This window comes from Citrobacter sp. S-77 (assembly GCF_963864895.1).
GTDB classification, from domain to species: Bacteria; Pseudomonadota; Gammaproteobacteria; order Enterobacterales; family Enterobacteriaceae; genus Citrobacter; species Citrobacter murliniae.
Genome location: NZ_CAWLWU010000002.1, coordinates 1,391,128 through 1,415,834, shown reverse-complemented (window position 1 = coordinate 1,415,834; position 24,707 = coordinate 1,391,128). Strand labels below are relative to the sequence as shown.

27 protein-coding genes are annotated in these 24,707 nt (G+C 49.6%); 11 read left to right on the top strand and 16 right to left on the bottom strand.

What is annotated here, in order from left to right:
- Positions 1–4: 4 nt before the first annotated feature.
- The 9 genes from AACS05_RS07275 to AACS05_RS07235 form a co-directional block, all read right to left on the bottom strand.
- Positions 5–532 (bottom strand): YbjO family protein, encoded by a 528-nt coding sequence (locus AACS05_RS07275; protein WP_144243096.1) that lies wholly within the window; start codon positions 530–532, stop codon positions 5–7.
- 20 nt (positions 533–552) lie between these two features.
- On the bottom strand, positions 553–1,398 hold the full coding sequence (gene potI / locus AACS05_RS07270; RefSeq protein ID WP_045441238.1) for a putrescine ABC transporter permease PotI: 846 nt from the start codon (positions 1,396–1,398) through the stop codon (positions 553–555).
- Positions 1,395–2,348 (bottom strand): putrescine ABC transporter permease PotH, encoded by a 954-nt coding sequence (potH, locus tag AACS05_RS07265; protein WP_045441237.1) that lies wholly within the window; start codon positions 2,346–2,348, stop codon positions 1,395–1,397. The genes potI and potH overlap by 4 nt, the downstream gene beginning before the upstream one ends.
- A 9-nt stretch (positions 2,349–2,357) precedes the next feature.
- Positions 2,358–3,491, bottom strand: coding sequence for a putrescine ABC transporter ATP-binding subunit PotG (potG, locus tag AACS05_RS07260; protein ID WP_045441236.1), 1,134 nt, complete (start codon positions 3,489–3,491; stop codon positions 2,358–2,360).
- A 140-nt stretch (positions 3,492–3,631) separates the two neighbouring features.
- A complete protein-coding gene (potF, locus tag AACS05_RS07255; RefSeq protein ID WP_045441235.1) occupies positions 3,632–4,744 on the bottom strand; it encodes a spermidine/putrescine ABC transporter substrate-binding protein PotF in 1,113 nt (370 codons plus the stop codon).
- A 430-nt stretch (positions 4,745–5,174) separates the two neighbouring features.
- Positions 5,175–5,651 carry a YbjN domain-containing protein gene (locus AACS05_RS07250; RefSeq protein WP_045441234.1) on the bottom strand — a complete coding sequence of 159 codons (477 nt, stop codon included), beginning with the start codon at positions 5,649–5,651 and terminating at the stop codon, positions 5,175–5,177.
- Positions 5,652–5,741: 90 nt separating this feature from the next.
- Positions 5,742–6,644, bottom strand: coding sequence for a 30S ribosomal protein S6--L-glutamate ligase (gene rimK, locus AACS05_RS07245; protein WP_045441233.1), 903 nt, complete (start codon positions 6,642–6,644; stop codon positions 5,742–5,744).
- Positions 6,645–6,703: 59 nt separating this feature from the next.
- Positions 6,704–7,426 carry a nitroreductase NfsA gene (gene nfsA / locus AACS05_RS07240; RefSeq protein WP_045441232.1) on the bottom strand — a complete coding sequence of 241 codons (723 nt, stop codon included), beginning with the start codon at positions 7,424–7,426 and terminating at the stop codon, positions 6,704–6,706.
- Positions 7,410–7,700 carry a DUF1418 family protein gene (locus AACS05_RS07235; protein ID WP_045441231.1) on the bottom strand — a complete coding sequence of 97 codons (291 nt, stop codon included), beginning with the start codon at positions 7,698–7,700 and terminating at the stop codon, positions 7,410–7,412. Before AACS05_RS07235 ends, nfsA begins: the two co-directional genes overlap by 17 nt.
- A gap of 263 nt (positions 7,701–7,963) precedes the next feature.
- Here AACS05_RS07235 and AACS05_RS07230 point away from each other — a divergent pair, with 263 nt between their 5' ends.
- Positions 7,964–8,227 (top strand): GrxA family glutaredoxin, encoded by a 264-nt coding sequence (locus AACS05_RS07230; RefSeq protein WP_045441230.1) that lies wholly within the window; start codon positions 7,964–7,966, stop codon positions 8,225–8,227.
- 34 nt (positions 8,228–8,261) lie between these two features.
- On the opposite strand, the gene AACS05_RS07225 is transcribed toward AACS05_RS07230, so the two are convergent.
- A complete protein-coding gene (locus AACS05_RS07225) occupies positions 8,262–8,642 on the bottom strand; it encodes an inner membrane protein YbjM (RefSeq protein WP_045441229.1) in 381 nt (126 codons plus the stop codon).
- A gap of 270 nt (positions 8,643–8,912) precedes the next feature.
- Here AACS05_RS07225 and AACS05_RS07220 point away from each other — a divergent pair, with 270 nt between their 5' ends.
- Together AACS05_RS07220 and AACS05_RS07215 are read left to right on the top strand one after the other, a co-directional pair.
- Positions 8,913–10,598: an aspartate:alanine antiporter gene (locus AACS05_RS07220; RefSeq protein WP_045441228.1), complete on the top strand. Its 1,686-nt coding sequence runs from the start codon at positions 8,913–8,915 to the stop codon at positions 10,596–10,598.
- 277 nt (positions 10,599–10,875) lie between these two features.
- Positions 10,876–11,673 (top strand): SDR family NAD(P)-dependent oxidoreductase, encoded by a 798-nt coding sequence (locus AACS05_RS07215; protein ID WP_045441227.1) that lies wholly within the window; start codon positions 10,876–10,878, stop codon positions 11,671–11,673.
- Between the two features lie 15 nt (positions 11,674–11,688).
- Here AACS05_RS07215 and AACS05_RS07210 read toward each other — a convergent pair whose 3' ends face one another.
- Positions 11,689–12,603, bottom strand: a complete 915-nt coding sequence (locus AACS05_RS07210; RefSeq protein WP_045441226.1) for a DMT family transporter — start codon at positions 12,601–12,603, stop codon at positions 11,689–11,691.
- A gap of 102 nt (positions 12,604–12,705) precedes the next feature.
- On the opposite strand from AACS05_RS07210, the gene AACS05_RS07205 reads away from it, so the two are divergent.
- Complete coding sequence (locus AACS05_RS07205) at positions 12,706–13,620, top strand: LysR family transcriptional regulator (RefSeq protein ID WP_045441225.1); 915 nt, start codon at positions 12,706–12,708, stop codon at positions 13,618–13,620.
- A 5-nt stretch (positions 13,621–13,625) separates the two neighbouring features.
- Here the strand turns inward: AACS05_RS07205 and AACS05_RS07200 are convergent, their stop codons facing one another.
- On the bottom strand, positions 13,626–14,174 hold the full coding sequence (locus AACS05_RS07200) for a TetR/AcrR family transcriptional regulator (protein ID WP_045441224.1): 549 nt from the start codon (positions 14,172–14,174) through the stop codon (positions 13,626–13,628).
- Positions 14,175–14,259: 85 nt separating this feature from the next.
- Between AACS05_RS07200 and AACS05_RS07195 the strand changes: the two genes are divergently transcribed.
- The 3 genes from AACS05_RS07195 to AACS05_RS07185 all read left to right on the top strand — a co-directional run bounded on the left by AACS05_RS07195 (position 14,260) and on the right by AACS05_RS07185 (position 16,672).
- The gene (locus AACS05_RS07195) at positions 14,260–15,468 is read left to right on the top strand and encodes an MFS transporter (protein ID WP_045441223.1); all 1,209 of its coding nucleotides are present in this window, start codon (positions 14,260–14,262) and stop codon (positions 15,466–15,468) included.
- Positions 15,468–16,283, top strand: a complete 816-nt coding sequence (locus AACS05_RS07190) for a Cof-type HAD-IIB family hydrolase (RefSeq protein ID WP_045441222.1) — start codon at positions 15,468–15,470, stop codon at positions 16,281–16,283. Before AACS05_RS07195 ends, AACS05_RS07190 begins: the two co-directional genes overlap by 1 nt.
- A gap of 107 nt (positions 16,284–16,390) precedes the next feature.
- Entirely contained in the window at positions 16,391–16,672 is a 282-nt protein-coding gene (locus AACS05_RS07185; protein ID WP_045449517.1) for a hypothetical protein, read from the top strand.
- Positions 16,673–16,716: 44 nt separating this feature from the next.
- On the opposite strand, the gene AACS05_RS07180 is transcribed toward AACS05_RS07185, so the two are convergent.
- Positions 16,717–17,949: an MFS transporter gene (locus AACS05_RS07180; protein ID WP_045441221.1), complete on the bottom strand. Its 1,233-nt coding sequence runs from the start codon at positions 17,947–17,949 to the stop codon at positions 16,717–16,719.
- A gap of 319 nt (positions 17,950–18,268) precedes the next feature.
- Here AACS05_RS07180 and ybjG point away from each other — a divergent pair, with 319 nt between their 5' ends.
- A complete protein-coding gene (gene ybjG, locus AACS05_RS07175) occupies positions 18,269–18,877 on the top strand; it encodes an undecaprenyl-diphosphate phosphatase (protein ID WP_045441220.1) in 609 nt (202 codons plus the stop codon).
- Between the two features lie 66 nt (positions 18,878–18,943).
- Positions 18,944–19,702 (top strand): DNA-binding transcriptional repressor DeoR, encoded by a 759-nt coding sequence (gene deoR / locus AACS05_RS07170; protein WP_045441219.1) that lies wholly within the window; start codon positions 18,944–18,946, stop codon positions 19,700–19,702.
- Between the two features lie 45 nt (positions 19,703–19,747).
- Here deoR and dacC read toward each other — a convergent pair whose 3' ends face one another.
- Entirely contained in the window at positions 19,748–20,950 is a 1,203-nt protein-coding gene (gene dacC / locus AACS05_RS07165; RefSeq protein WP_045449513.1) for a serine-type D-Ala-D-Ala carboxypeptidase, read from the bottom strand.
- 319 nt (positions 20,951–21,269) lie between these two features.
- Between dacC and AACS05_RS07160 the strand changes: the two genes are divergently transcribed.
- On the top strand, positions 21,270–21,896 hold the full coding sequence (locus AACS05_RS07160; RefSeq protein WP_045441218.1) for a glutathione S-transferase family protein: 627 nt from the start codon (positions 21,270–21,272) through the stop codon (positions 21,894–21,896).
- 20 nt (positions 21,897–21,916) lie between these two features.
- Here AACS05_RS07160 and AACS05_RS07155 read toward each other — a convergent pair whose 3' ends face one another.
- Positions 21,917–23,026 (bottom strand): PQQ-dependent sugar dehydrogenase, encoded by a 1,110-nt coding sequence (locus AACS05_RS07155; protein ID WP_045441217.1) that lies wholly within the window; start codon positions 23,024–23,026, stop codon positions 21,917–21,919.
- A gap of 102 nt (positions 23,027–23,128) precedes the next feature.
- Positions 23,129–23,512 carry a biofilm formation regulator BssR gene (gene bssR / locus AACS05_RS07150; RefSeq protein WP_045441216.1) on the bottom strand — a complete coding sequence of 128 codons (384 nt, stop codon included), beginning with the start codon at positions 23,510–23,512 and terminating at the stop codon, positions 23,129–23,131.
- 239 nt (positions 23,513–23,751) lie between these two features.
- Here bssR and AACS05_RS07145 point away from each other — a divergent pair, with 239 nt between their 5' ends.
- Entirely contained in the window at positions 23,752–24,699 is a 948-nt protein-coding gene (locus AACS05_RS07145; protein WP_045441215.1) for a LysR family transcriptional regulator, read from the top strand.
- Positions 24,700–24,707: the final 8 nt, after the last annotated feature.

Genomic DNA, 24,707 nt, shown 5'->3' with positions numbered 1-24,707 from the left:
CACGTTATTGCAAACGGAAGAACCGCCGACTGGACGCAGGAACAAAGAGAAGCAGCAACACCAGCATATCCGGCAATTTTTGCATCACCAGCGTGTGGAATATTTCGCGCTTAGACTCCCCTGCGATACTGAACAGTTCCGGATACCCGTAACCGAGTGACGCCGCCCACAGGTAACCTGAGGCAATCACCTGGGTAAGCAAGTAGAGCCAGCGTGCCCAGTTACGTCCTTTCACCAGGGAGAATGCACAGTAAATTTCAATAAAAACCAGCACCAGGCTGCTCAAAAATACCAGCGTCAAATCCCAGGTCTGCACGCTGCGATGAATAAACTCGCTCGTCCCGCGAACACCAAGCGTATTAAAAATCATCAACAGATCGAGGCAACGGATCATGATAATAGCAAGCGCCGCCACCTGCACCAGAGCAGGTACGTTCAGGCGTGCATGTGATGTGGATGATTTCTTAAAAAATCCCAACGCGTCGTCTTCCGTGAAAACGGTGCAACGGGAAACGCTGCACCGTGTAGACAGGTTGGCAGATTTTAGTTTTTTCAGCTGCGTCTTGCACGCTGGATATCGCGTAACCGCTGTTTTTCTGTTCGCGCCATCAGATACCACGCGATAAATCCGATAATTCCTACCACACCAAGGATGAGCGTAGCCAACGCGTTAATCTCCGGATTGACCCCCATACGTACGCTGGAGAACACCAGCATTGGCAGGGTCGTCGCTCCCGGACCAGACACAAAACTGGCGATCACCAGATCATCCAACGACAGCGTGAAGGCCAACAACCAACCGGAAATTACCGCTGGCATAATCATCGGCAACGTGATGACAAAAAAGACCTTCACCGGCGTCGCACCAAGATCCATCGCCGCTTCTTCAATTGAGTGATCCAGTTCGCGCAAACGCGAAGAGATAACCACCGCAACATACGCCGTACAGAACGTGACGTGCGCCAGCCAGATGGTCAACATGCCACGATCCGCAGGCCAGCCAATCGCATGTGCCATTGCCACAAACAACAACAACAGCGATAAACCGGTAATGACATCCGGCATAACCAGTGGTGCGGTTATCATAAAGGCAAAACCATTAGATCCACGGAAACGACCAAAACGCACCATCACGACAGCGGCAATAGTACCGAGGATCGCCGCCATCGTCGCAGCACAAGCTGCAATAGTTAAGCTCATACCGACTGCACTTATCATCGCTGTATCGTGGAAAAGCTCGCCGTACCAGCGCGTTGACCAACCAGCCCAGACCGTCACCAGTTTGGAGCTGTTGAACGAATAGATAACCAACATCAACATCGGTGCGTACAGGAAGGTAAATCCCAACACCAGAATAAAAATACGCCACGGCGAGCGAACGACCGGTAAGTTATTCATCCGTGTTCCCCCACGCTTTTTTGCTGATATTTATGGAACCACATGATCGGCACAATCAGTAACAGCAGCATAATAATGGCGACAGCGGATGCCACCGGCCAGTCACGATTGTTGAAAAACTCCTGCCACAACACGCGACCAATCATAATGCTGTCCGGGCCACCAAGCAGCTCAGGGATCACGAACTCTCCCACCGCCGGAATAAACACCAGCATTGATCCGGCGATGATCCCTCCCTTGGTCAACGGCACAATCACGCTAAAGAAGGTTTTCAACGGTCTGGCTCCCAAATCCAGCGCAGCTTCCACCAGCGAATAATCAATGCGCGTTAATGCGGTGTATATTGGCAGCACCATAAATGGCAAATAGGCATAAACAATCCCAATATAAACTGCCAGATTGGTATGCAGGATCGTCAGTGGCTGATCGATAACGCCGAGCCACATCAGGAAATTATTCAATACCCCGTTATTTTTCAGGATCCCCATCCAGGCATACACGCGAATCAAAAAAGAGGTCCAGGACGGCAGGATCACCAGCAATAGCAAAATATTACGCGTTGACGGTTTACTGTGCGCCACGGCCCATGCCAATGGATAGCCCAGCAACAGGCAACAGATCGTCGAAATCCCCGCCACCTGCAAAGACTGCAGATAAGCATCAAAATAGAGCGGATCGTCCGTTAGCTGCAGGAAGTTGCCCAGATTGAGCGTAATGGATAATTGGTCATCAGCCCAGCCTACAAGGTCAGTATACGGGGGAATAGCCCGCGCCATCTCTGACAGGCTGATCTTAAAAACAATCAAAAACGGCAACAAAAACAGGAGCACCAGCCAAACATACGGCAGCGCAATCACCAGCTTGCGCCCGTGCTTCATCTGCATCCGCGACATAAACAGCGTGAAACGGCCCGCTTTGTCCACACGAGCCGGAGGTTCAAGTGTACTCATCTTCACTCCTTAAACCGTCAACACCACACAGCTGTCCGCATCCCAACACAAACGTACATCATCGCCCCAGGTCGGTAGCCCCTTGCGATAGCGATGTTCGTTTTGTAACTGGGCGCTCAACATCTGGCCGCTTTTTAAACGTACGTGGTATACAGACAAATCACCGAGATAGGCAATGTGTACGACTTCGCCCACCGCAAAGTTATAGCCATCAGCCGGAGGGGCTTCACAGAGCATGATTTTTTCCGGGCGCAGCGCAACATACACTGGCACGTTATCAACAATGGAAACATCGGCATCCACTTTCAGCGGATGAACCAACCCAGGGGAGTCAATAACCAGACCATCTTCCTGACGATCTTTCAGTAGACCTTCAAAAACGTTTACTGAGCCGATAAATTCCGCGCTGTAACGCGTGGTCGGATGCTCATATATTTCTTCAGGCTCGCCGATTTGTACAAACTTGCCACGATTCATAATCGCAATGCGACCCGCCATCGTCATGGCTTCTTCCTGATCGTGTGTCACCATCACGCAGGTAACCCCTACACGCTCGAGGATATCAACCACTTCCAGTTGCATACGGTCACGTAGTTTCTTATCCAGAGCCCCCATCGGCTCATCCAGCAGCAACAGCTTCGGACGTTTTGCCAGGCTTCGCGCCAGCGCCACACGCTGACGCTGACCGCCGGAAAGCTGGTGCGGTTTGCGTTTGGCAAATTCCTGCATATGCACCAGGCCTAACATCTCGTTCACGCGACTGGTAATTTCAGCTTTCGGCAACTTGTCCTGCTTAAGGCCAAAGGCAATGTTCTGCTCCACCGTCATGTGCGGAAACAGCGCGTAGGACTGAAACATCATATTTATCGGGCGCAGATAAGGCGGGACATGCGCTAAATCAACACCATCCAGCATAATTTGCCCGGTAGTCGGCAGTTCAAACCCCGCCAGCATGCGTAGCAGGGTCGATTTGCCGCAGCCGGATGCGCCAAGCAGGGCAAATATTTCACCTTTATAGATTGTGAGGCTGACATCATCGACGGCGTGCTGGCCATCAAATGACTTGGTCAGGTTACGAATTTCAAGGAGCGGGGTCAGCGCTTTACGGGTCTTCGCCTGTGGGCGGGAGGTTGCATCATTCACTCAAGTGCTCTCCGGCATAAAACAAAAAAACGGTGCAAATAACGCACCACAATGGTGCGTATTGCCGGGTTATACGTGTTCGGGTATCAATGCAGCCCCGGCGGGCACAAGTACCGCCGGGTCATGTCCCAAACATCGGGTTATTTCCCGCTTTTCACCTTCGTCCAGGCACGGGTACGTACACGATCGATCTTCGGATCCTGCACTTTCAGCGTGAACATCTTGGCTCTTACATCCGCAGGTGGATAGATACCCGGATTGTCCCGAACCTCAGGGCTGACCAACGCCGTCGCTTCTTTGTTAGCATTCGCGTAGAACACGTGATCGGAAATATGGGCAATCACATCCGGACGCAGCAGGTAGTTGAGGAACTGATATGCTTCATCTTTGTTTTTAGCATCCGCAGGCATCGCAAAAACGTCGAAGAACGCCATCGCCCCTTCTTTTGGAATTGAGAAGGAAATATTGACACCATTTTTCGCTTCCTTAGCACGGTTAGCGGCCTGCCATACATCCCCTGCCCAGCCGATTGCTACGCAGGTATCGCCGTTAGCCAGATCGTTAATGTATTGAGAAGAGTGGAAGTAGCGAATGTTCGGACGCAGCTTTAACAGCAGGTCCGTCGCCGGCCCGGTGTAATCATCTGCTTTGGTACTGTTTGGATCTTTCCCCAAATAATTCAGCACAGTGGCAAATACTTCTTCGGGCGCATCCAGGAAAGAAACACCGCAGCTTTTAAGTTTTTCAAGATTTTCCGGTTTAAGGATCAGATCCCAACTATTAACCGGAGCATCAGCCCCCAGCACCGCTTTAACTTTATCCACGTTGTAACCAATACCGGTGGTTGCCCACATATACGGCATGGCAAACTTATTGTCAGGATCGTGTTTCGCTACCAGTTTCAGCAGTTCGGGATCGAGGTTCTTCCAGCCAGGAAGTTTACTTTTATCCAGCGGCTGAAATACTCCCGCAGTGAGTTGACGCTCAAGAAAGCTGGCTGAAGGTACCACCAGATCAAAACCGGTGCTGCCAGCCATCAGCTTACCTTCCAGCACCTCGTTGGAGTCGAATACGTCATAAACCACTTTAATCCCGGTCTCTTTTTCAAAATTCGCCACCGTATCCGGAGCGATATAATCAGACCAGTTATAAATATGCAGTGTTTTTTGTTCAGCAGCGAGCGTGCCGGCAGAGATAGCCATCAGAGCACCCGCAACCAGGCCTGATAACCATTTTTTATTTAAGGCGGTCATAATCTCTTTCCTTCTGAAAGTTCGTTAACAAACGAACAAAAAAGTCACACTCCACGATATGCAAGAAATGTGCATATTTTTTCATTGGGCACCGATGAGAAGAAGGGCTTCTCCCCATGCCGCTATGGCTCGCTGATCAACGCGAAATCATTCACTATGCATAGTGGCTATAAGTCAGCTCACAGGGGCAGATGAAGGATGACGTTTAAGAGCCTCGCAAGAATAACTTTAGCCAGGATTCAAGGATATAGCTCAGATTAAAAAACGTCTTTTATCAATTTTTTATGCAAGTTTTGTCTATGACATAAAGCGGAAGGCAAAGAATTGAAGTGAATAATTCTTTAATAAAAGGTTAAATGCAGAATAAAAAAATACAATACGCAACCGCTATGGCAGCGGCTGCGTTAAATGTGTCACTGCTAAGAAAGAATTAATGGAGGAAATGGTTTTCGGTGCTGCTATTTTGCGCATCTTCTTCGGCGTTAAACAACAGCTGGTGTGCCCCGGCCTCAAGGATCACCATCGATATCTGCTCTTCACTCTGACGAACAAAACATTCAAACTGCTCGAAAGTCACGCCAGGCATAACGGATAAAGACTGGCAAACCACCAGCTTTGGTAGATTATCATCCTGCATATCTAAAAACGCTTTCACCGTCAGCGAACTGGCATTAATAGCAGACAGATCGGCCGCAAGCGGCAGCAGTGCAGAAGGTCTGACCTCCGCCATTGCAGAGAACAGAATGACGTTATCTACCAAATCAATTTTCGCATCAAAGATGCCGTCGAAGTTCTGCATGTGTGGTAAATGCAGCGCCTGACAGGTATCGCATTCAAAAAAACTCATGCCCAGGTCGTCGAGCCATTGACGCAACGTATCCAGAGTGGGAACGACCAGTGATGTCATAATAATGTGCGACCTCTTACGATGAAAAAATTACCGGCACAGCTTACGCAAAAAGACCGTGTCATACCACGATCGCAATCGATATTGCGCTTAACCGCCGATTTTAAGACAGAATTCAGGTGTTGCGTGACGTTCGATCCACTGGATCATCCGCGCAGCAATATCTATCCCTGTAGTTTTCTCCACGCCTTCCAATCCAGGAGAAGCGTTGACTTCCATGACCAGTGGCCCGCGATCTGCGCGCAGAATATCAACCCCCGCCACATCCAGCCCCATTGTCTGAGCGGCTTTGATGGCGATCTCCCTTTCGCGAGACGTGATATTTGCAATACTGGCAACTCCGCCACGATGGAGATTAGAACGAAAATCACCATCTTTCGCCCGACGCTCAATGGCGGCCACAACCTCGTCACCTACAACGAAACAGCGGATATCGCGGCCTTTCGCTTCTTTAATGTATTCCTGAACCAGTATATGGGCATTCAACCCACGAAACGCATCCACAACGCTCTCTGCAGCCTGACGCGTTTCGGCCAGCACTACACCGATGCCCTGTGTACCTTCGACCAACTTCACCACCAACGGTGCCCCACCGACCATATCAATCATGTCGCTGGTATCATCCGGCGAGTGAGCAATCCCGGTGATGGGGAGATCGATCCCCTGGCGCGCCAGCAGTTGTAACGAACGCAGCTTATCGCGCGCACGGGTAATTGCTACCGATTCATTCAGCGGATAGCTGCCCAGTATCTCAAACTGACGTAACGCAGCAGTCCCATAAAAAGTAATGGCCGAGCCAATCCTTGGGATGACTGCGTCAAAATGGGGTAGCTGGCGGCCCTTATAATGAATAGAAGAAGCCGCCGGGCTAATGTTCATATAGCAAGAAAGGGGATCGATAATTTCTACCAGGTGGCCGCGATGCATCGCCGCTTCACGCAGGCGTTTACACGAATAGAGCGTTCCGTCCCGGGACAAAATGGCAATTTTCACCCTGCACCTCTCTGAAAGACCTGGTAAAAGCTGACGTATCATACACCGGGTTAGAATCTTTAGCGCGTCGCCCAACCTTGTTTATGCAAATATTCCAGGATAAAGGGGCGACTTTCTTTAATGATGGTACGGCGGATGTGATCGCTCCAGGTATCGCGACGCGTGTTACTGCCACGGGTCAGATAGTACTGCGCGAGCTGTTCATCATATTGCGCCAGAATGTCCTTATCGAGCGGTTGGTACTGATTTTCATGCACGACGATTGCAGCAGGCAATCGCGGTTTGATGTCCGGGTTATCGGCAGGCCAGCCGAGACAAAGACCAAACAACGGTAAGACGTGCTGCGGGAGTTTCAGGAGCTCGGAGACTGCCTCAATATTATTGCGCAGGCCACCAATATAGACGCCTCCGAGTCCCAACGATTCCGCGGCCGTTAGCGCATTTTGCGCCATCATAGCCGTATCAACCACGCCCAGCAGCAGTTGTTCCGCCAGCCCTAACTGAGCATCCGGGCAGATCTGTAAATGACGATTGAAATCAGCGCAAAACACCCAGAACTCAGCAGCCTGGGCGACATGTTTTTGCCCTCCAGACAAGGTAACCAGCGATTCGCGCAGAGTTTTATCGGTAATCCGAATTATTGTACTGCATTGTAAAAAGCTGGAACTTGAAGTTCCCTGGGCAGCAGCAATAATCGCATCTCGTTGTGCATCCGAAATCGACTCGTCGGTGAAATGGCGAATGGAGCGGTGACCGCGAATTAAATCAATGGTTGGAGTCATCTCTTTTATCTCTGACTGAATGGGAAGTCGCGTCGGATGAACGCGACATCAACTGCGGCGCAAGCAGTCGTGCAATGCGCCACATCAACACCACCGCCGCAGGAAGCATCAGCAATACACCCAAAAAGATCATCACGACGCAGGCTACTGAGCTGTTAAACGGCGCGGGTAAGGTGAGGTAATCGTTAAGCGACAGCAACGCCAGCGCTAACAATACCATACCAATCATTTCCAGAATCAATACGCTCCTGGGTAACACACCAATTGTGCGCATAAGTGGCCTCCCGGTGAAGTGGTGCTTAGTGTATACGCTATGAATTTCGGGTTGTACTGAAGCGGCAAGCCCGTGATCTCCAGCAGCATAGATAACTCTATGGCAGGTGTGAACGGATGCAGACCACAAAATGTAGCCTGAAAGACAAAGGGTATAGACTAAGGATATCAAAGCAACAGGCTCAACCTGCTTTCCATCTATCGTAAATCGCGGCATCATAACGGTAATTCGCCATCCGGCCTGATAAGTTCGAGGAGAAAGAGATGTTTGCTGTTATTTTTGGTCGCCCAGGGTGCCCGTATTGCGTGCGCGCAAAAGAATTAGCAGAAAAATTGAGCAATGAGCATGACGATTTTAACTACCGCTACATTGATATCCACGCTGAAGGTATTACCAAAGCGGATCTGGAAAAAACGGTAGGTAAGCCTGTTGAAACCGTACCGCAGATTTTTGTCGATCAAAAACACATCGGCGGCTGCACGGATTTTGAAGCGTGGGCAAAAGAAAATGCGAACCTGTTCGCCTGATTAGTGTTTCAACGCCCTCCGCTGGAGGGCGTCGTTAGTTTTTTTTACGTCGTTGATGTTGGTTAAATAAGCTACTGATAAATAAAAAACACAATGCGCCAAGCGCGCACCAAAACACCGCACTAAACAGCCATGCCAGTTCTTGCCACAGCGAACGCGTGGGCATAAAGACGAACCGCATCAGCAACAGGCAACATGGTGCCGCCAACATTGCACCAAGAAGAGGTCTGAGCACCTCCCGACGGTGGGAGAAAAAGCTTGCCGCTGCACCTGGCAATATAAAAAACAACAACCCGACTTCAGGATGTCCAGCCGCTTTAAATGCCCCTTTCACGTTTAGCGTTAATGAAAGACACACCACAATAAAAAGCACAAAGCAGCAGATCGCACCCGCCCAACCTTGCTTATGTTTCAACCGTTCCTCCTGACTTTTTCTCTATCGAACACTCTTTTCGCCCAAAGGCGTCCAGTCAGATAAAGTTACTCGGCATTCCATGCCAAAAACACACCCACACGATTCTTATAGCCGTTGATACGTAATGAGATTAAACTAGCCACATATATTGTTATGCTGCTTTTATTTGGGGCTGTATACGAAGCTGTCGCCCCTTAATTTCTGGCAAAAACATTAGCGTAAATTGCCATTTCTTTCAATAGCTTACTAGTAAACAAGAAGTTAGCCTCCGTGAATATAAACGTCGCAGATTTGTTAAATGGGAATTACATCCTGTTATTATTTGTGGTCCTGGCGCTGGGCCTGTGTCTGGGTAAATTACGTCTGGGCTCAGTCCAACTCGGTAATTCCATTGGCGTTTTGGTAGTCTCCCTATTATTAGGGCAGCAGCACTTTAGTATTAACACTGATGCATTAAATCTCGGCTTTATGCTGTTTATTTTTTGTGTCGGAGTGGAAGCGGGTCCCAACTTTTTTTCCATTTTTTTTCGCGATGGTAAAAATTACCTAATGCTTGCTCTGGTAATGGTCGGTAGTGCAATGCTGATCGCCCTGGGGCTGGGTCGGCTATTTGGCTGGGACATCGGCCTGACAGCCGGTATGCTAGCTGGCTCAATGACCTCCACACCTGTGCTGGTAGGCGCAGGCGACACATTGCGGCATTCAGGAATGGCAGGTACGCAGCTGTCAAGTGCCCTTGATAATCTGAGTCTGGGTTACGCCCTCACCTATCTTATTGGACTGGTCAGCCTGATCGTCGGCGCACGCTACCTGCCGAAACTGCAACATCAGGATCTGCAAACCAGCGCACAACAAATCGCACGTGAACGCGGTCTGGACACTGACGCTAACCGTAAGGTATATCTGCCCGTGATTCGGGCCTATCGTGTCGGTCCGGAACTGGTCGCATGGGCTGACGGTAAAAATCTCCGTGAGCTGGGCATCTATCGCCAGACTGGTTGTTATATTGAACGCATCCGTCGCAACGGCATTTTGGCGAATCCTGATGGTGACGCAGTGCTACAAATGGGTGATGAGATTGCCCTGGTGGGTTACCCGGATGCGCATGCCCGCCTCGACCCAAGTTTTCGTAATGGCAAAGAGGTGTTCGATCGCGATCTGCTCGATATGCGTATCGTCACCGAAGAGATTGTTGTCAAAAACCACAATGCCGTCGGTCGTCGTCTGGCACAGTTGAAATTAACCGATCACGGTTGCTTCCTTAACCGCGTGATCCGCAGCCAGATTGAGATGCCAATCGATGACAACGTTGTACTCAATAAAGGCGACGTGTTGCAGGTCAGTGGTGATGCACGTCGTGTCAAAACCATTGCTGATCGTATCGGCTTTATTTCAATCCATAGTCAGGTGACCGATCTCCTTGCCTTCTGCGCCTTCTTTATCATCGGTCTGATGATCGGGATGATCACCTTCCAGTTCAGTAATTTCAGCTTCGGCATTGGGAATGCAGCCGGATTACTGTTCGCCGGGATCATGCTTGGCTTCTTGCGCGCCAACCATCCTACGTTTGGCTATATTCCGCAGGGTGCGCTGAATATGGTGAAAGAGTTTGGCCTAATGGTATTTATGGCAGGCGTCGGTTTAAGCGCTGGCAGCGGTATTGGCAACGGCCTCGGTGCCGTGGGTGGTCAAATGCTGATTGCCGGTTTGATTGTCAGTCTGGTTCCGGTGGTTATCTGCTTCTTGTTTGGTGCTTACGTATTGCGTATGAACCGCGCCCTGTTGTTTGGGGCCATGATGGGAGCGCGTACCTGTGCTCCGGCAATGGAAATCATCAGCGACACGGCGCGCAGTAACATTCCAGCCTTAGGTTATGCGGGCACTTATGCAATTGCTAACGTCCTGCTGACGCTGGCAGGGACACTTATTGTCATTGTCTGGCCAGGCCTCGGTTAAGACTGATAATTATCCTTAAGTGAAAATTTTTTGCAGGTAAGCAGAACTTTTCTTCAAGGTGTCAGTCATAACTATTGCCACTGCTTTTCTTTGATGTCCCCAATTTGTGGAGCCCATCAACCCCGCCGTTTTGGTTCAAGGTTGATGGGTTTTTTGTTGCCTGAAATTCAGCTCCCGCCCCTCAAATACCACAATCCCCCCATAATCCGCGCAATTTGCAGCATGCCGTTTATGGCACATACTTTTGATTGATGCTTTCTGGTGATGGAGATTCATAATGTTGCTTTCAGGCAAAAACGTAGTGATCTTCGGCGGAAGTGGCGCGATCGGTAGTACGGTTGCACGCACTATGGCGCGTGAAGGGGCGAATGTGTTCCTTGGTGCACGTAGCAAGGGAAAGCTAGACTGCGCTGCCGACAGCATCCGCATGGCCGGTGGCACGGCTGAAATCTTCATCGTCGATGTACTTGACGAACAGTCCACAACTCAACATATTGCGCAACTGGCTCAGCAAGCCGGTGGTATTGACGTGGTGGTAAACGCAACTGGCTTTATGCACGAACAGGGCAAAAGAATAGAAGCGTTATCTCTGGCTGAGTTTATGAGTGGCATCACCCCTTTTCTCTCCGCACAATTCAATATATCAAAGGCCGTCACTCCGTATATGGGCGGTGAACGTGCAGGCAGTATTATCACCATCGTAGCTCCTGCGGCACCGATGGCAATGCCAGGACATCTGGGCCACATCGTTGGCTGCGCGGGAACCGAAGCCTTTATTAAAGCGCTCGCCAGTGAACTTGGCCCACAGAATATTCGAGTCCTCGGCGTGCGATCGCATGCAATTGTGGATGCGATACAGGCCGGCTCTTACACAGAGGAAATATTCACCACAAAAGCTCAGTCAATGGGGTTAACCGTGGAACAATGGCTGGGTGGCGCCGCACAAAGCACTATGCTCAAACGTCTGCCCACTCTGTTACAAATCGCCGAAGTTATAACATTTCTGGCATCAGATCATGCCAGTGCAATGACTGCTACGGTGGTGAATGTAACAAGTGGCGCCACCGTCAGCTAATGTAGCTGTTCCCCCTCACACCGTATGTTGCTCCGTTATCCTGTGCACTGCCGGGCGTGAACAGAGCGCAATACCAAAGACGATAACCAGCGCACTGACCAGATGATACGAATGTAGCGTCACATGCAAAAATACCACGCTAAATAATCCTCCACTCAAAGGGATCAGGTGTGAGTATATTTCTCCACGCGTGGCCCCGATGGCGCTAATGCCTTTGTTCCAGAGTAAATACGACAGCCAGGACGGAAAAATAATAAGGTACATGACCCCGGAAATAACTGCAGAATTCACATAACCACTCCAGTCCGGAACACCATCACGCATCAGTTCTATAGCTAGCACCGGAAGAAGAACAATTGCGCCTATCAGTGCACTCACAGCGACGAATGCATTTCCCTTAACCTCACGAGGTTTAATTCGCAGAAAAGCACAGTAGACGGCCCAACTAAGCGCTGAGCCCATAGTCCAGAAATCGCCCTGGTTCAGATGACTAAACACCTCCGGATGCATCAGATTACCCTGCAATATTAGCCAGATAACGCCAACAGTACTGAGTATCACACCAGCAATATTACGCAAAGAGATCCTCTCCTTGAAAAAGAGTTTATTGATTAGCAGGACTATTGCTGGTGTGGTCGACATATAAATCGCCGCATTCAGAGATGTCGTATATTGTAGGCCGATGTACAAGGTCAACGGAAAAAGGACCTGACCACATAACGCGAGGAAAACGATAGTACTCATGTTTTTTTTCATCGCCGGCCACTGCTCTGTAACCTGGCGAAAATAAAGCGTCATCAATAATATTGCGGTAGCTATCCAGCGCACCGCAGATAAAACAACAGGATTAACGTCAGCGACCAGTATGTGGCCGATTACATAATTCCCGCCCCAAAAACAGGCTGCCAGACTGAGTAAAATATAGGGCATAAATAAGCCTTTTTGTTACATTCACGGTATAACAACAAGGCTACGGCGGTGTCCGAATGAATGCTAATATAACGTTTTCATCCATGTGCATAGATTAAAACTATGAAATTCACGCTAAGGCAACTTGAGTTTTACATCGCGCTCGCCGAAACATTACAAATTTCCAAAGCAGCAGCACGTTGTCATATCTCTCAGTCATCGATGACCATCGCCATGCGGAACCTGGAAGAAGCATTAGACGCACAATTATTTGTACGATATCCCAAAGGTGTGAAGCTAACCGCTGAGGGTGAGCGCTTTCTGGCTCATGCCTGTAACATCATCAACAGTAGCCGGGCCGCCGTTGACGCCCTGCATGACAGGAGTGATCTCCTCTGCGGTACGGTGCGTATTGGGGTTGCCGAAACGCTCTCCGCCTATCTTATCCCGGATATACTTGATGACATTGAACGCCGTTTTCCGCTGCTGGAGATCATTTTTCATGAAGATACAGCGCCAGAGTTAGTTCAGGCGCTGCGACAAAAGAACGTTGATTTTTGCCTGCTACTGACTTCGAATATCAGCCACGACGCTGACCTGAAAATCGAAACCTTCATTCGCTCACAACGACGCCTGTGGAGCTCAATCGGGCACCCGTTGCAAAGCCAGCCAGCAATCCGTCTGAAAGATGTCGTGAAGCTACCGTTTTTACTGCTGGAAACCGACAAGTATCCCGACGTCATCACAGACTACTGGCAACAGCGTGGCTACGCGCCTGACATCTGTTTTCGCAGTAATTCTTTTGAGGCGATACGCAGCCTGGTCGCCAAAGGCAGAGGAATAACTATTTTGTCAGATCTGGTATATCGCCCCTGGTCGCTGGACGGATTACGCGTCATGCGCAGAACGATTGATGATTTTATTACGTATATGGATGTCGGGACCGTGACAAATGCGAATCAACCGCTGACAACAGAAACCCGGAGAGTCATCGACTTTTTACGTCAGGCGATTACCCGCCTCGACAGTTCGTTTTAAGAAAATCACGCCTGCGGCAGCCCTGCAATACGTTCAACCATAACCAGAATATCTTCTCGACGCAGTGGCGTTTTATCCGTCACAAAGTGCAGAGTCATCCCTTCAATAAACGCATCCAGAGCCCGAGCCGTGGCCGGATCGAACCACTGCTCTAACGTTTGCTGACTGCGTAGCATCCAGTTTTGCATCACCATTTTCAGTGCTGGTTTTCGGCTGGCAAAAGCATAAAGCTGGTACATTAGCTCCATATTGTCCGGCGTGGTGACCTGTGAACTGTAGATCATACTGGTAATGGCATGACAGGCCTGCGACGCATTTGAAACGTCATCAAAGAATGCCTGATATTGCTGCGACATGGTTTCAGTGAAACGACCAAATGCCGCCATTAAAAGCTCATCCATTCCCGAAAAGTAATAAGTCATAGAACCCAAGGGTACCTGAGCAATTATTGCGATTTTGCGGTGTGTAACCGCATGAATACCATGGGTTATTATCGCTTCCAGAGTAGCCTGAACTATTTTTTCCCGCCGTTGTGGATCGTTCGCGCGTCGCACTGTATTTCCTCTGAGTACATTTATGTACAAATGTACACAACCTTGCTAATGTTGTCTTCTTTCCTCTTCTCTTTGGCTCGAATTCATGACAGGCATCTCATCACGCAAAGCCCTAAGACGCCGTACCTGGGCGCTATTCACATTCTTCTTTTTACCAGGATTATTAATGGCTTCCTGGGCAACGCGTACCCCAGCCATCAGAGATATCCTCTCCATTTCCACTGCGGAAATGGGCGCAGTATTGTTTGGACTCTCTATTGGTTCGATGAGTGGCATTCTATGTTCGGCCTGGCTGGTGAAACGATTTGGCACACGAAAGGTGATTCGCACCACCATGTCTTGCGCAGTCACAGGAATGATGGTCCTCAGCCTGGCGCTATGGTTGCACTCACCATGGTTTTTTGCATTTGGTTTGGCCGTATTTGGTGCCAGCTTTGGTGCCGCAGAAGTTGCCATTAACGTTGAAGGCGCGGCAGTTGAGCGCGAAATGAACAAAACCGTTCTGCCGATGATGCATGGCTTTTACAGTCTGGGAACTCTTGCCGGTGCCGGCGTCGGGATGATTCTTACCGCCCTTAGCATACCGGCGACTGTACATATTCTGCTGGCGGCGGTAGTCACGATTACCCCAATATTCATCGCCATAAAAGCCATTCCTGACGGCACGGGCAAAAATGCCACCGACGGATCTCATTCGAGCGAAAAGGGGCTACCTTTTTACCGTGATATCCAGTTGTTGCTCATCGGCGTAGTGGTTCTGGCAATGGCTTTTGCCGAGGGTTCCGCCAACGACTGGCTTCCGCTATTGATGGTGGACGGACATGGCTTTAGCCCGACATCCGGTTCATTGATTTATGCCGGTTTTACGCTGGGAATGACCGTCGGACGGTTCACTGGCGGCTGGTTTATCGACCGTTACAGCCGCGTCGCTGTCGTGCGTGCTAGCGCGCTAATGGGGGCGCTTGGGATTAGCCTGATTATTTTTGTTGATAGCTCGTGGTTAGCGGGCGTTTCCGTCATCCTGTGGGGACTTGGCGCATCGCTTGGCTTCCCACTGACTATTTCGGCGGCCAGTGATACCGGTCCCGATGCCCCAACCCGCGTGAGCGTGGTTGCGACTACCGGCTACCTGGCCTTCCTGGTTGGACCGCCGCTGTTGGGCTATCTGGGTGAACACTACGGATTACGCAGCGCAATGTTAGTCGTGCTGGCACTGGTGCTGGTAGCGGCTATTGTGGCGAAAGCTGTCGCCAAACCAGATTCAAAAACTCAAACTGCGATGGAGAACGGCTAATGGGTATCAAGTTAATTGCGGTAGATATGGACGGTACTTTTTTAAGTGACCAAAAGACCTACAACCGTGAGCGGTTCATGGCGCAGTATCATCAGATGAAAAAACAAGGGATCCGCTTTGTTGTCGCCAGCGGTAACCAGTATTACCAGTTAATCTCCTTTTTCCCCGAACTGGCTCACGAAATCTCATTTGTGGCGGAAAACGGCGGCTGGGTGGTCAGCGAAGAGGAAGATGTATTTAACGGTGAGCTGGCAAAGGATGATTTTGATGTCGTCGTGGAACATTTGTTGACGCGAACGGACATCGACATTATTGCCTGCGGGAAAAGCAGCGCCTACACACTGAAGCAATACAGTGATGAACTAAAATCGGTCGCGGCTATGTACTATCATCGTCTTGAATTTGTAGATAACTTTGACAACATCAACGACGTATTCTTCAAATTCGGGTTGAATATCTCAGACGATCGTATCCCCCAGGTTCAGGCGGACCTCCATAACGCAATTGGCGATATTATGGTTCCGGTTCATACGGGCTACGGCAGCATTGATTTAATTATTCCAGGAGTGCATAAGGCAAACGGTCTGCGTCTGCTACAAAAACGCTGGAATATTACCGACGATGAAGTCGTGGTATTTGGCGATGGTGGAAATGATATTGAGATGCTGCGCCAGGCGGGCTTTAGTTTTGCGATGGCAAACGCCAAAGACACGGTGGTCGCGGCGGCAAAATATCGCGCGGGTTCAAATAACGAAGAAGGCGTGCTGGATATTATCGATCGTGTGCTCAAAAACGAAGCGCCGTTTACACAATAATCTCTTAGCACGGACGGCAACAAAACGTTGGGATGATCTCTTCATAATCCGCATCAAATTAACCCGCTGGATAATTACCTCCAGTGAACATTTCAGGTGAACTGATGATGAAGAAAAGTGTACTGATGGCAGCATTGTTGCTGGGGGTTGCGGGAACGACAATGGCGCAGAGCGTAACCGTTGATGTGCCAGACGGGTATAAAGTGGTGGTGGTCCCTTCTTCCGTGAGTGTTCCACAGGCGGTAAGCGTCACGACCGCACCGCAAACGGTCTATGTTGCACCGGCCCCCGCACCTGCCCCCGTTTATCGTGCGCATCCTTATGCACGTCATGTTGCCAGCGTTGGCGAAGGGATGATTATCGAACATCAAATCGACGACCATCACTAACACTTTCAATGCCTGATAGCGAACAACTATCAGGCATTGAATTCCTATCCTTCCCGGGAATCTCCGACCCGTTTATCCTTCAGGAAGATAAACATCAGGACCAGCCAAATTATACCGCTTGCCAGATTAAACAGGCTAAATAAGCCGTTTCCACCGTTCAGATACGCATGTTTGCTCAACTCAATACCGACGGTAAAAATCAGCATCTGTAGCATGCCCATTGCGGCTGAAACAGTCCCTTTGCTCATTTCGCTGGCAAACAGTGTCAGGCGCACCAGACCTGCATTCGCCACACCTATACCAAAAGCATAAATACTCAAACCTGCCGTCATCCACAGATAAGCATGGGAAGAAACCACCGTGGCTGCCGCAGCGATAATCAACCCCACAGCAACTGGCCAACCGCCCAGAATAATCAGCGATCGTACTGTGCGCCGCGAAGTCAGACGAGCCAGCACCAGATTCCCGGCAATCAGCGCACCAAAAATCGGCACCTGTAACAGACCATATTCATAGCTGCTGAGATGTTCACCACTAATAATGATAATCGGGGACTGCGCAATCCAGGCCAGTAACGGCAGGCTGACAAAGCCCAGCGCCAGTGCTCCGGCGACAAAACGCACGTTTTTAAGCACCAGTTTGTAATCTTTGCCAAGCTCTTTAATGGATAGCTTTTCACCCAGCCGGGTTGCCGTTTCAGGCATCGCGCGCTGTAAGCCAAAAAAGGCGATGGCCGCCAGTGCCGCAAACAGAACAAACATCCCTTCCCACGGAAGAACATGCACCCAGGCGGCTCCGACTAACGGCCCCAACAAAGGTGCAATCAGCGCCACATTCGCCATGAGTGCGGTAATTTTAATACAGACCGCCTCTTCAAAGGATTCCTGAATTGCGGCATAGCCCACCGCGCCAATAAAGCACAGGCTGATCCCTTGCAAAAAACGCAGGAAGGTAAATTGCTCAATATTCTGCGCAAACAGCGTCGCCAGGCAGGTAATAATGAACCAGACAACACCGGTTAACATCACCGGGCGACGGCCTATGCGATCCGACAGCGGCCCAAGCAGCCATTGCAAAAACATGCCACCAGCCAGATAAGCAGTCATGGAAGTTGGAACCCAATCTAATCCAGCCTGATATTGCTCCACTACTGCCAACATTCCGGGCTGGATCATATCGTTACCGATATAAGTAGAGAATTCGTAAAGCACCAGACAGAGAGGGAAAAGTAATGCCTGACGCCCCAAACGGGCGCCTGAAGATAAACGGTTCTGCATGCAGTCTCTTAACAAATGAAAAAACGCGCAAAGTGTAATAAATGCGCCGAACTGGTGATAGTGAATTATGTGAATTGAAAGCAAAATGCGCACATTTTTACACTCGTTTTCACAATATCCTCCCGCGTTAAGGTTAATTTAAGTTGAAGTCGTTATCATGGTGATTAAATCTCAATAGCTGTATTAAAACTCTTCATTTAACAGATAAATAAGACAAAACCACTTTTTCTCAGGTGGCCGCGATTTTATGATCTGTCTGATACGGATATGAGGCGCATTGCTCGCCCTTTTTTTAAACACTGTACTGAGTCTGGATGTTATGCTGGAAAATCTGAATAACTCGCTTTTTTACCTGATCAACGCCACGCCAGACTCTGCGCAGTGGGCGATCTCGCTTGCCATTTTTATCGCCAAAGATCTGATCAATATCGTACCGATATTAGCCGTTGTACTCTGGCTTTGGGGCCCGCGTAGCCGTGTTATCATTCAGCGTCAGTTGGTTATAAAAATGGCGATCGCGCTGATCGTCGGTTTAACCATTTCGTGGCTGATGGGCCATCTTTTCCCGCACGATCGTCCGTTCGTTAATCATATTGGTTACAACTTCCTGCACCATGCGCCAGATGACTCTTTCCCAAGCGATCACGGTACGGTCATTTTTACCTTTGCGCTGGCGTTTTTGTTCTGGCATCGCCTCTGGTCTGGCGCACTGTTGATGGTCATCGCTGTCGCAATTGCCTGGTCGCGGGTTTACCTCGGCGTACACTGGCCGCTGGATATGCTGGGCGGATTGCTGGCAGGCCTGATCGGCTGCCTGAGTGCACAGATGATCTGGCAACGATTTGGCGACCCTCTGTATAACGGTTTGCAAGCGTGCTATCGCACCTGCTTCGCCCTGCCCATCCGTAAGGGCTGGGTGCGTGACTAACCCTTGGTAAAAAGAGTAGTATTAGGCGCGCGATACTGATCGCATACTCTACTCATCAGGGGAAATATGGAAACACGACGCGACGAGCGTATTGGTCAATTGCTGCAGGCACTGAAACGCAGCGATAAATTACACCTTAAAGAAGCCGCGACGCTGTTGGGCGTATCTGAGATGACCATCCGTCGCGATCTGAACAATAACAATGCCCCTGTGGTATTGCTTGGGGGTTATATTGTTCTGGAACCCCGCAGCGCCAGCCACTACCTAATCAGCGACCAAAAATCCCGCCTGGTGGATGAAAAACGGCGCGCCGCGCAGCAGGCTGCAAGCCTCGTTCAGGCGCATCAGACAATTTTTTTTGACTGCGGTACAACTACGCCGTGGATCATCGAAGCGATAGATAATGAACTGCCCTTCACAGCTATCTGTTACTCGCTGAATACGTTTCTGGCACTACAGGAAAAACCACAGTGTCGCGTCATCCTGTGTGGGGGTGAATTCCATGCCAGCAATGCGATTTTCAAACCACTCGATTTCCAGGAAACACTGAATAACCTGTGCCCGGATATTGCCTTTTACTCCGCCGCTGGCGTTCATATTGACAAGGGCGCGACCTGTTTTAACCTGGAAGAGTTACCGGTTAAACATTGGGCGATGTCGATGGCGCAATATCACGTTCTGGTGGTAGATCACAGTAAATTTGGCAAGGTGCGTCCCGCACGGATGGGAGAATTAAAACGCTTTAATACCATCATCAGTGATAACCGTCCTGACGATGAATTTGTTAATTACGCTAAAGCACAGCATATTAAGCTGATGTATTGATGGGGTTTGCCGGACAGCGATAACGCCATCCGGCAATGACTGAAATTAAGAGAACCAGCCACCAAACCACTGGTGGAACTTCATCATCACAAAGTCCCACATCCGGCTAAAGAATCCGCCCTCTTCAACCGCTTCCATCACCATCAACGGACGCTGTTCAATAGATTTCCCGTTAAGCTGGAAGTCGATAGTTCCGACAACCTGGCCTTTCTTCAACGGAGCGGTTAATTGCGGTTCAGTCAGAGTAAAGCTGGCCTTCAGGTTTTTAAGCTGACCACGTGGGATAGTCACAGATCCGCTTTCTCCAGCCCCCAGATTGACTTCACTCTTATCACCAAACCAGACGCGCTGGGTCACGAAAGTTGCATCCGGCTTGATCGGTGTAACGGTTTCAAAGAAACGAAAGCCCCACGTGAGCAGTTTTTCTGACTCATTGAAACGAATACGATCGGTTTTCGCCCCTAACACCACGGAGATCAGGCGCATATCACCTTGCGTCGCGGAGGCCACCAGGTTATATCCCGCACCTGTAGTGGTACCCGTTTTCATACCATCAACATTCAGGTTGGTGCTCCACAACAGGCGGTTGCGGTTCGGTTGGCGAATTTTATTGAAGGTAAACTCTTTCTCTTTATGGATGGCGTACTCTTCTGGCACATCGTGGATTAACGCTTTGCCCAGCAACGCCATATCACGCGCGGTACTGAACTGCCCTGGCGCATCCAGACCATGTACCGTCTGGAAAGTGGTGTTGGTCAGTCCCAGTTTTTGCGCGTAGCCGTTCATCAAACCAATAAAGGATTCCTGACTACCGGCCACGTAATCTGCCAGAGCGATACAGGCATCATTACCGGACTGGATGATAATGCCCTTATTCAGATCGGACACCGCTACCTGATCGCCAGGCTTCAGGAACATCACCGAAGATCCACGCAGGGCCGGGTTGCCCGTCGCCCAGGCATCTTTCCCCACGGTCACCATGTCAGTCAGATTAATTTTCCCCGCCTTCAGCGCCTGACCAACCACATAGCTGGTCATAATTTTAGTCAGACTGGCTGGGTCCAGTTTCTCGTCAGCATTGCCTTCCGCCAGAACCTTGCCGCTGGCGTAATCCATTAAGATCCACGCCCGCGCATCCACGCTCGGCGGGGCCGTTGGTTGCTCCACCGCCTGTGCGGTTGGTGCAAAAAGGAATAAGAGTGCTGAACCTGCAGCCAGGCTGCGAAGGGAAGAGAAGTATTGCGTCATAAATGCCACCCGAGTATCCATTCCAAAAAACCACGTCATAACACACCGTGTTTACACAAACTGCATCGGCCCAACCAACGCAGAAGAGGCCTGATGGATGACGTGTAAAATAAGTGCGGTGAGTAATAACGCACTAACGAGCTTAAAGAAACCGTAAGTTGGTAAAGTTTTTAAAGTTTATGCAATAACATTGCGCTGCGCTGCCCCCATCACGATTTTTTTACACCTTGTTGCGTAAATATTAGGTTTACCCCACCATGTGAACCTGTCAGATGCCGAATGCAGACATAAAGCTGCTCAATTAATTTGCGGAGTTACTATGATTACACTGTGGGGTCGAAATAACTCGACCAACGTAAAGAAAGTGTTGTGGACGCTCGAAGAACTGGAACTACCGTATACCCAAATCCTGGCGGGCGGGCAGCATGGCATTAACCACGATGCGGACTATCTGGCAATGAATCCCAACGGCCTGGTTCCGCTACTGCGCGATGATGAAACCGACGTATTACTGTGGGAATCCAACACCATTGTCCGCTATCTGGCTGCCCAGTACGGGCAAAAGCGTTTGTGGATTGATGCTCCGGCAAAGCGCGCTGAAGGCGAAAAATGGATGGACTGGGCTAACCAGACGTTGAGTCCTGCACACCGGGTGATTTTATTCGGTCTGGTCAGAACACCGGCTGAACAACGTGACCAGGCAGCCATCGACGCAGGGGCGAAGGTTTGCGATAACCTGTTTAGCATTCTTGACGACGCGCTGGCAAACCAACCATGGTTCTCCGGGGCTGAATTTGGTACCGGCGATATTGCCGTCGCGCCGTTCATCTATAACCTGTTTAACGTCGGCCTGAGCTGGACCCACCGACCTCATCTTGAACGCTGGTATCAGCAGCTCACCGAGCGTCCGGCATTCCAGAAAGTGGTCATGATCCCAGTCAGCTAATAGCGTCAATGATGCAATATTCAGGGACTCACCTTAAGTAATTCCCCGTCGGACTCGTCGGTTAACACATATAAATAACCGTCTGGTCCGACACGCACATCACGGATCCGTTGCCCCCTTTCCCGCAAAATGCGTCCGTCCTCCGTCACGTTATTCCCGTTGACGCTTAACACGATCACGTCCTGTTCTTTCAACGCGCCAATAAACAGTTTCTGCTGCCACTGCGGGAAGGTATCGCGGTTATAAAAAGCCATTCCGCTGACTGCGGGAGATTTTTCCCAGTAAAAGACGGGTTGTTCAGTACCGTCGACTATTTCGCCCTGTGATTCCGGAATTTTAAAACCACTGTAGTTAACACCCCAGGTCGCTATCGGCCAGCCATAGTTTTTACCTTTTTCGGGGACATTAATTTCATCGCCTCCGCGTGGACCATGCTCATTTAACCACAACACCTCACTCCAGGGATTCATCGCCATGCCCTGCGGATTACGAATGCCGTACGACCAAATTTCAGGACGAGCACCAGCCTGATTCACAAAGGGATTGTCTGACGGAATTTTGCCCTGCTCGGTCAGACGCACAACCTTGCCTTGCAACTTATCCAGATCCTGAGCGGTAGAACGCTGATTATTCTCTCCCAGTCCAATAAACAGATAACCTTTGCCATCAAACACCATGCGTCCGCCAAAATGGTTTCCGGTTGAGAGTTTAGGCATTTGGCGAAAAATCGCCTTGAATCCCTCCAGATGCTTGAGGTCATCACTCAGTCGTCCGTAGCCTACGGCTGTCCCTGCTTTCCCTTCATGGTTGGCTTCAGCATAACTGAGCCAAACCCGCCGGGAGTGTTCAAAATCCGGCGCTAACACCACGTCGAGTAATCCTCCCTGTCCATTTACCCAAACCTTTGGCACACCGGTCAGCGGATCTGAAAGCCCCTTACCGGGTTGCCAGAGTCGAAGTTGTCCTCCCCGAAGCGTAATGAGTATGCCGCGATTATCAGGTAAAAAAGCAAGTGACCAGGGATGGTCAAGTTTGGTTTGCAACACTTCAACCTTCACAGCAGACAGTTCAGCACCGGCAAAAGGGGAAAGTAACGCAAACGAGGCAACACAGAGAAAGAGTCGACGCATAACACCTCCTTAATGGCTCTGCATAAAGCGTAGCCAGCAGGAGGAGATATCCTGCTACTTTTACATAATATTAACGAAAAGGGGGAGCGCCCTCCCCCTGGTTCAGACGTGTTCCAATGTTGAGTAGCTCTGCAAGCTTTGGATACTCAGCGTCAGCGTTGTCAGGCAGTTTTCAAGTTTCTCTGCGTTAACAGCAATAAAATTTGGACAGTCATGATGTCCACTCATAAGACAAACAGCGGCGGCGGCTAACGCCCCTTCAGCACGATGAAGGGCATTCCACTCTTCCTGATCAAGATGCATACCGTGGAGCTGTGATTGATCGTGTAGTTCGCGATTCAGTGCAAAAAAACCATCACGCAGACGATCGTTCTCGCTGACTGACATGTAGCCTTTCGCCTTCCTCAACAACAGATAAGCGGCGAGGTCGATGCGGGCGTTTATCAACTTGTTGAGAAGATCGGTTCTCAGTCTGTCAACAACCATACTTTGTTCCTCCTCTTTCCAACTATAGTGCAACTTAATAGTATGGTTGTTTTTTGAACAAATTGATGCTCTATATCAATAAACCCTAATTGATTAACATAATTTACAATGTTACAACCTGTAGCTGCGGACAGAGTCGTTGTGCTCACGGAGAGACAACCTCCCTCAGATCTCTGACTTACCGGTCATTTTTTGCTATACCTGTGGGATTACTGCGCGACGCTTAGCATGAGGGGACTATGTCAAAAGCAAATGATGCAGAAAAAATACGCACGCTATCAAAGATAGACCTCAATCTGCTGACGATTTTCTGTTTGATCTATAGCGTAGGCAGTATCAGCAGGGTCGCTGACATGCTGAATATTTCGCCCTCTGCCGTCAGCCAATCATTAAGGAAGCTACGCGAATTAATGGGGGATAACTTATTTGTCCGCAGCGGCAATGCTCTGTTGCCGACAGTCTATTCCGACGAGCTTTATGACAATACGATCCCAATTATCGATAAACTCTCACTGCTGATGCCACATTCGTCCCCGGCAACAAAAAAAAGACTTACTCTGTACACTGAATCTTTTATTTCTCCGATCGTTATTCCCGATGTCACAGCCAAAATAATCAACACTGACGCTGATATTAGCCTCCTGCATCTTACCGCCGATTTAAATGAGCAAAGCATTATTGAGTTGTTAAACATGCGGCAGGCGGATGTTGTTTTTTCAACCTTTTCGGTTGAATCAGGGGGGATCTCCTGCCAAAAAATATGTGATATGCGCCTGGTACTGGCCGCTTCACAGAATAATACGTTGTATGAGAATTCGATTAGTGAAGAAATGTTCCGACGCGCAAATCTCGTCGGCTATAACACAAAAAATGAAAAGATTATTTACCACAGAAGCATCGTTGATAAGAAATTCAGAACTGGAGAGCGCTGCCTGCTAACCTCTTCTTTTACAGCAATACTCACCATTGTATCTAATACACAATGTGTAGGCGTGATCCCGGAAAAAGTATTTAACACTCACGCAAAACTTTACGGGTTAAAAAAAATAAACACACCATTCCCGTTACCGCAATTTAGTATTTATGCTTCATCGCGTAAAGAAACCAGTACCCATAAGATACTGGCTCCCATTCTGGCTGAATTACAAGCGCCTCCCGGTCCTGAAAACCTGGAAGGGCACCTGTAGTCATTAAA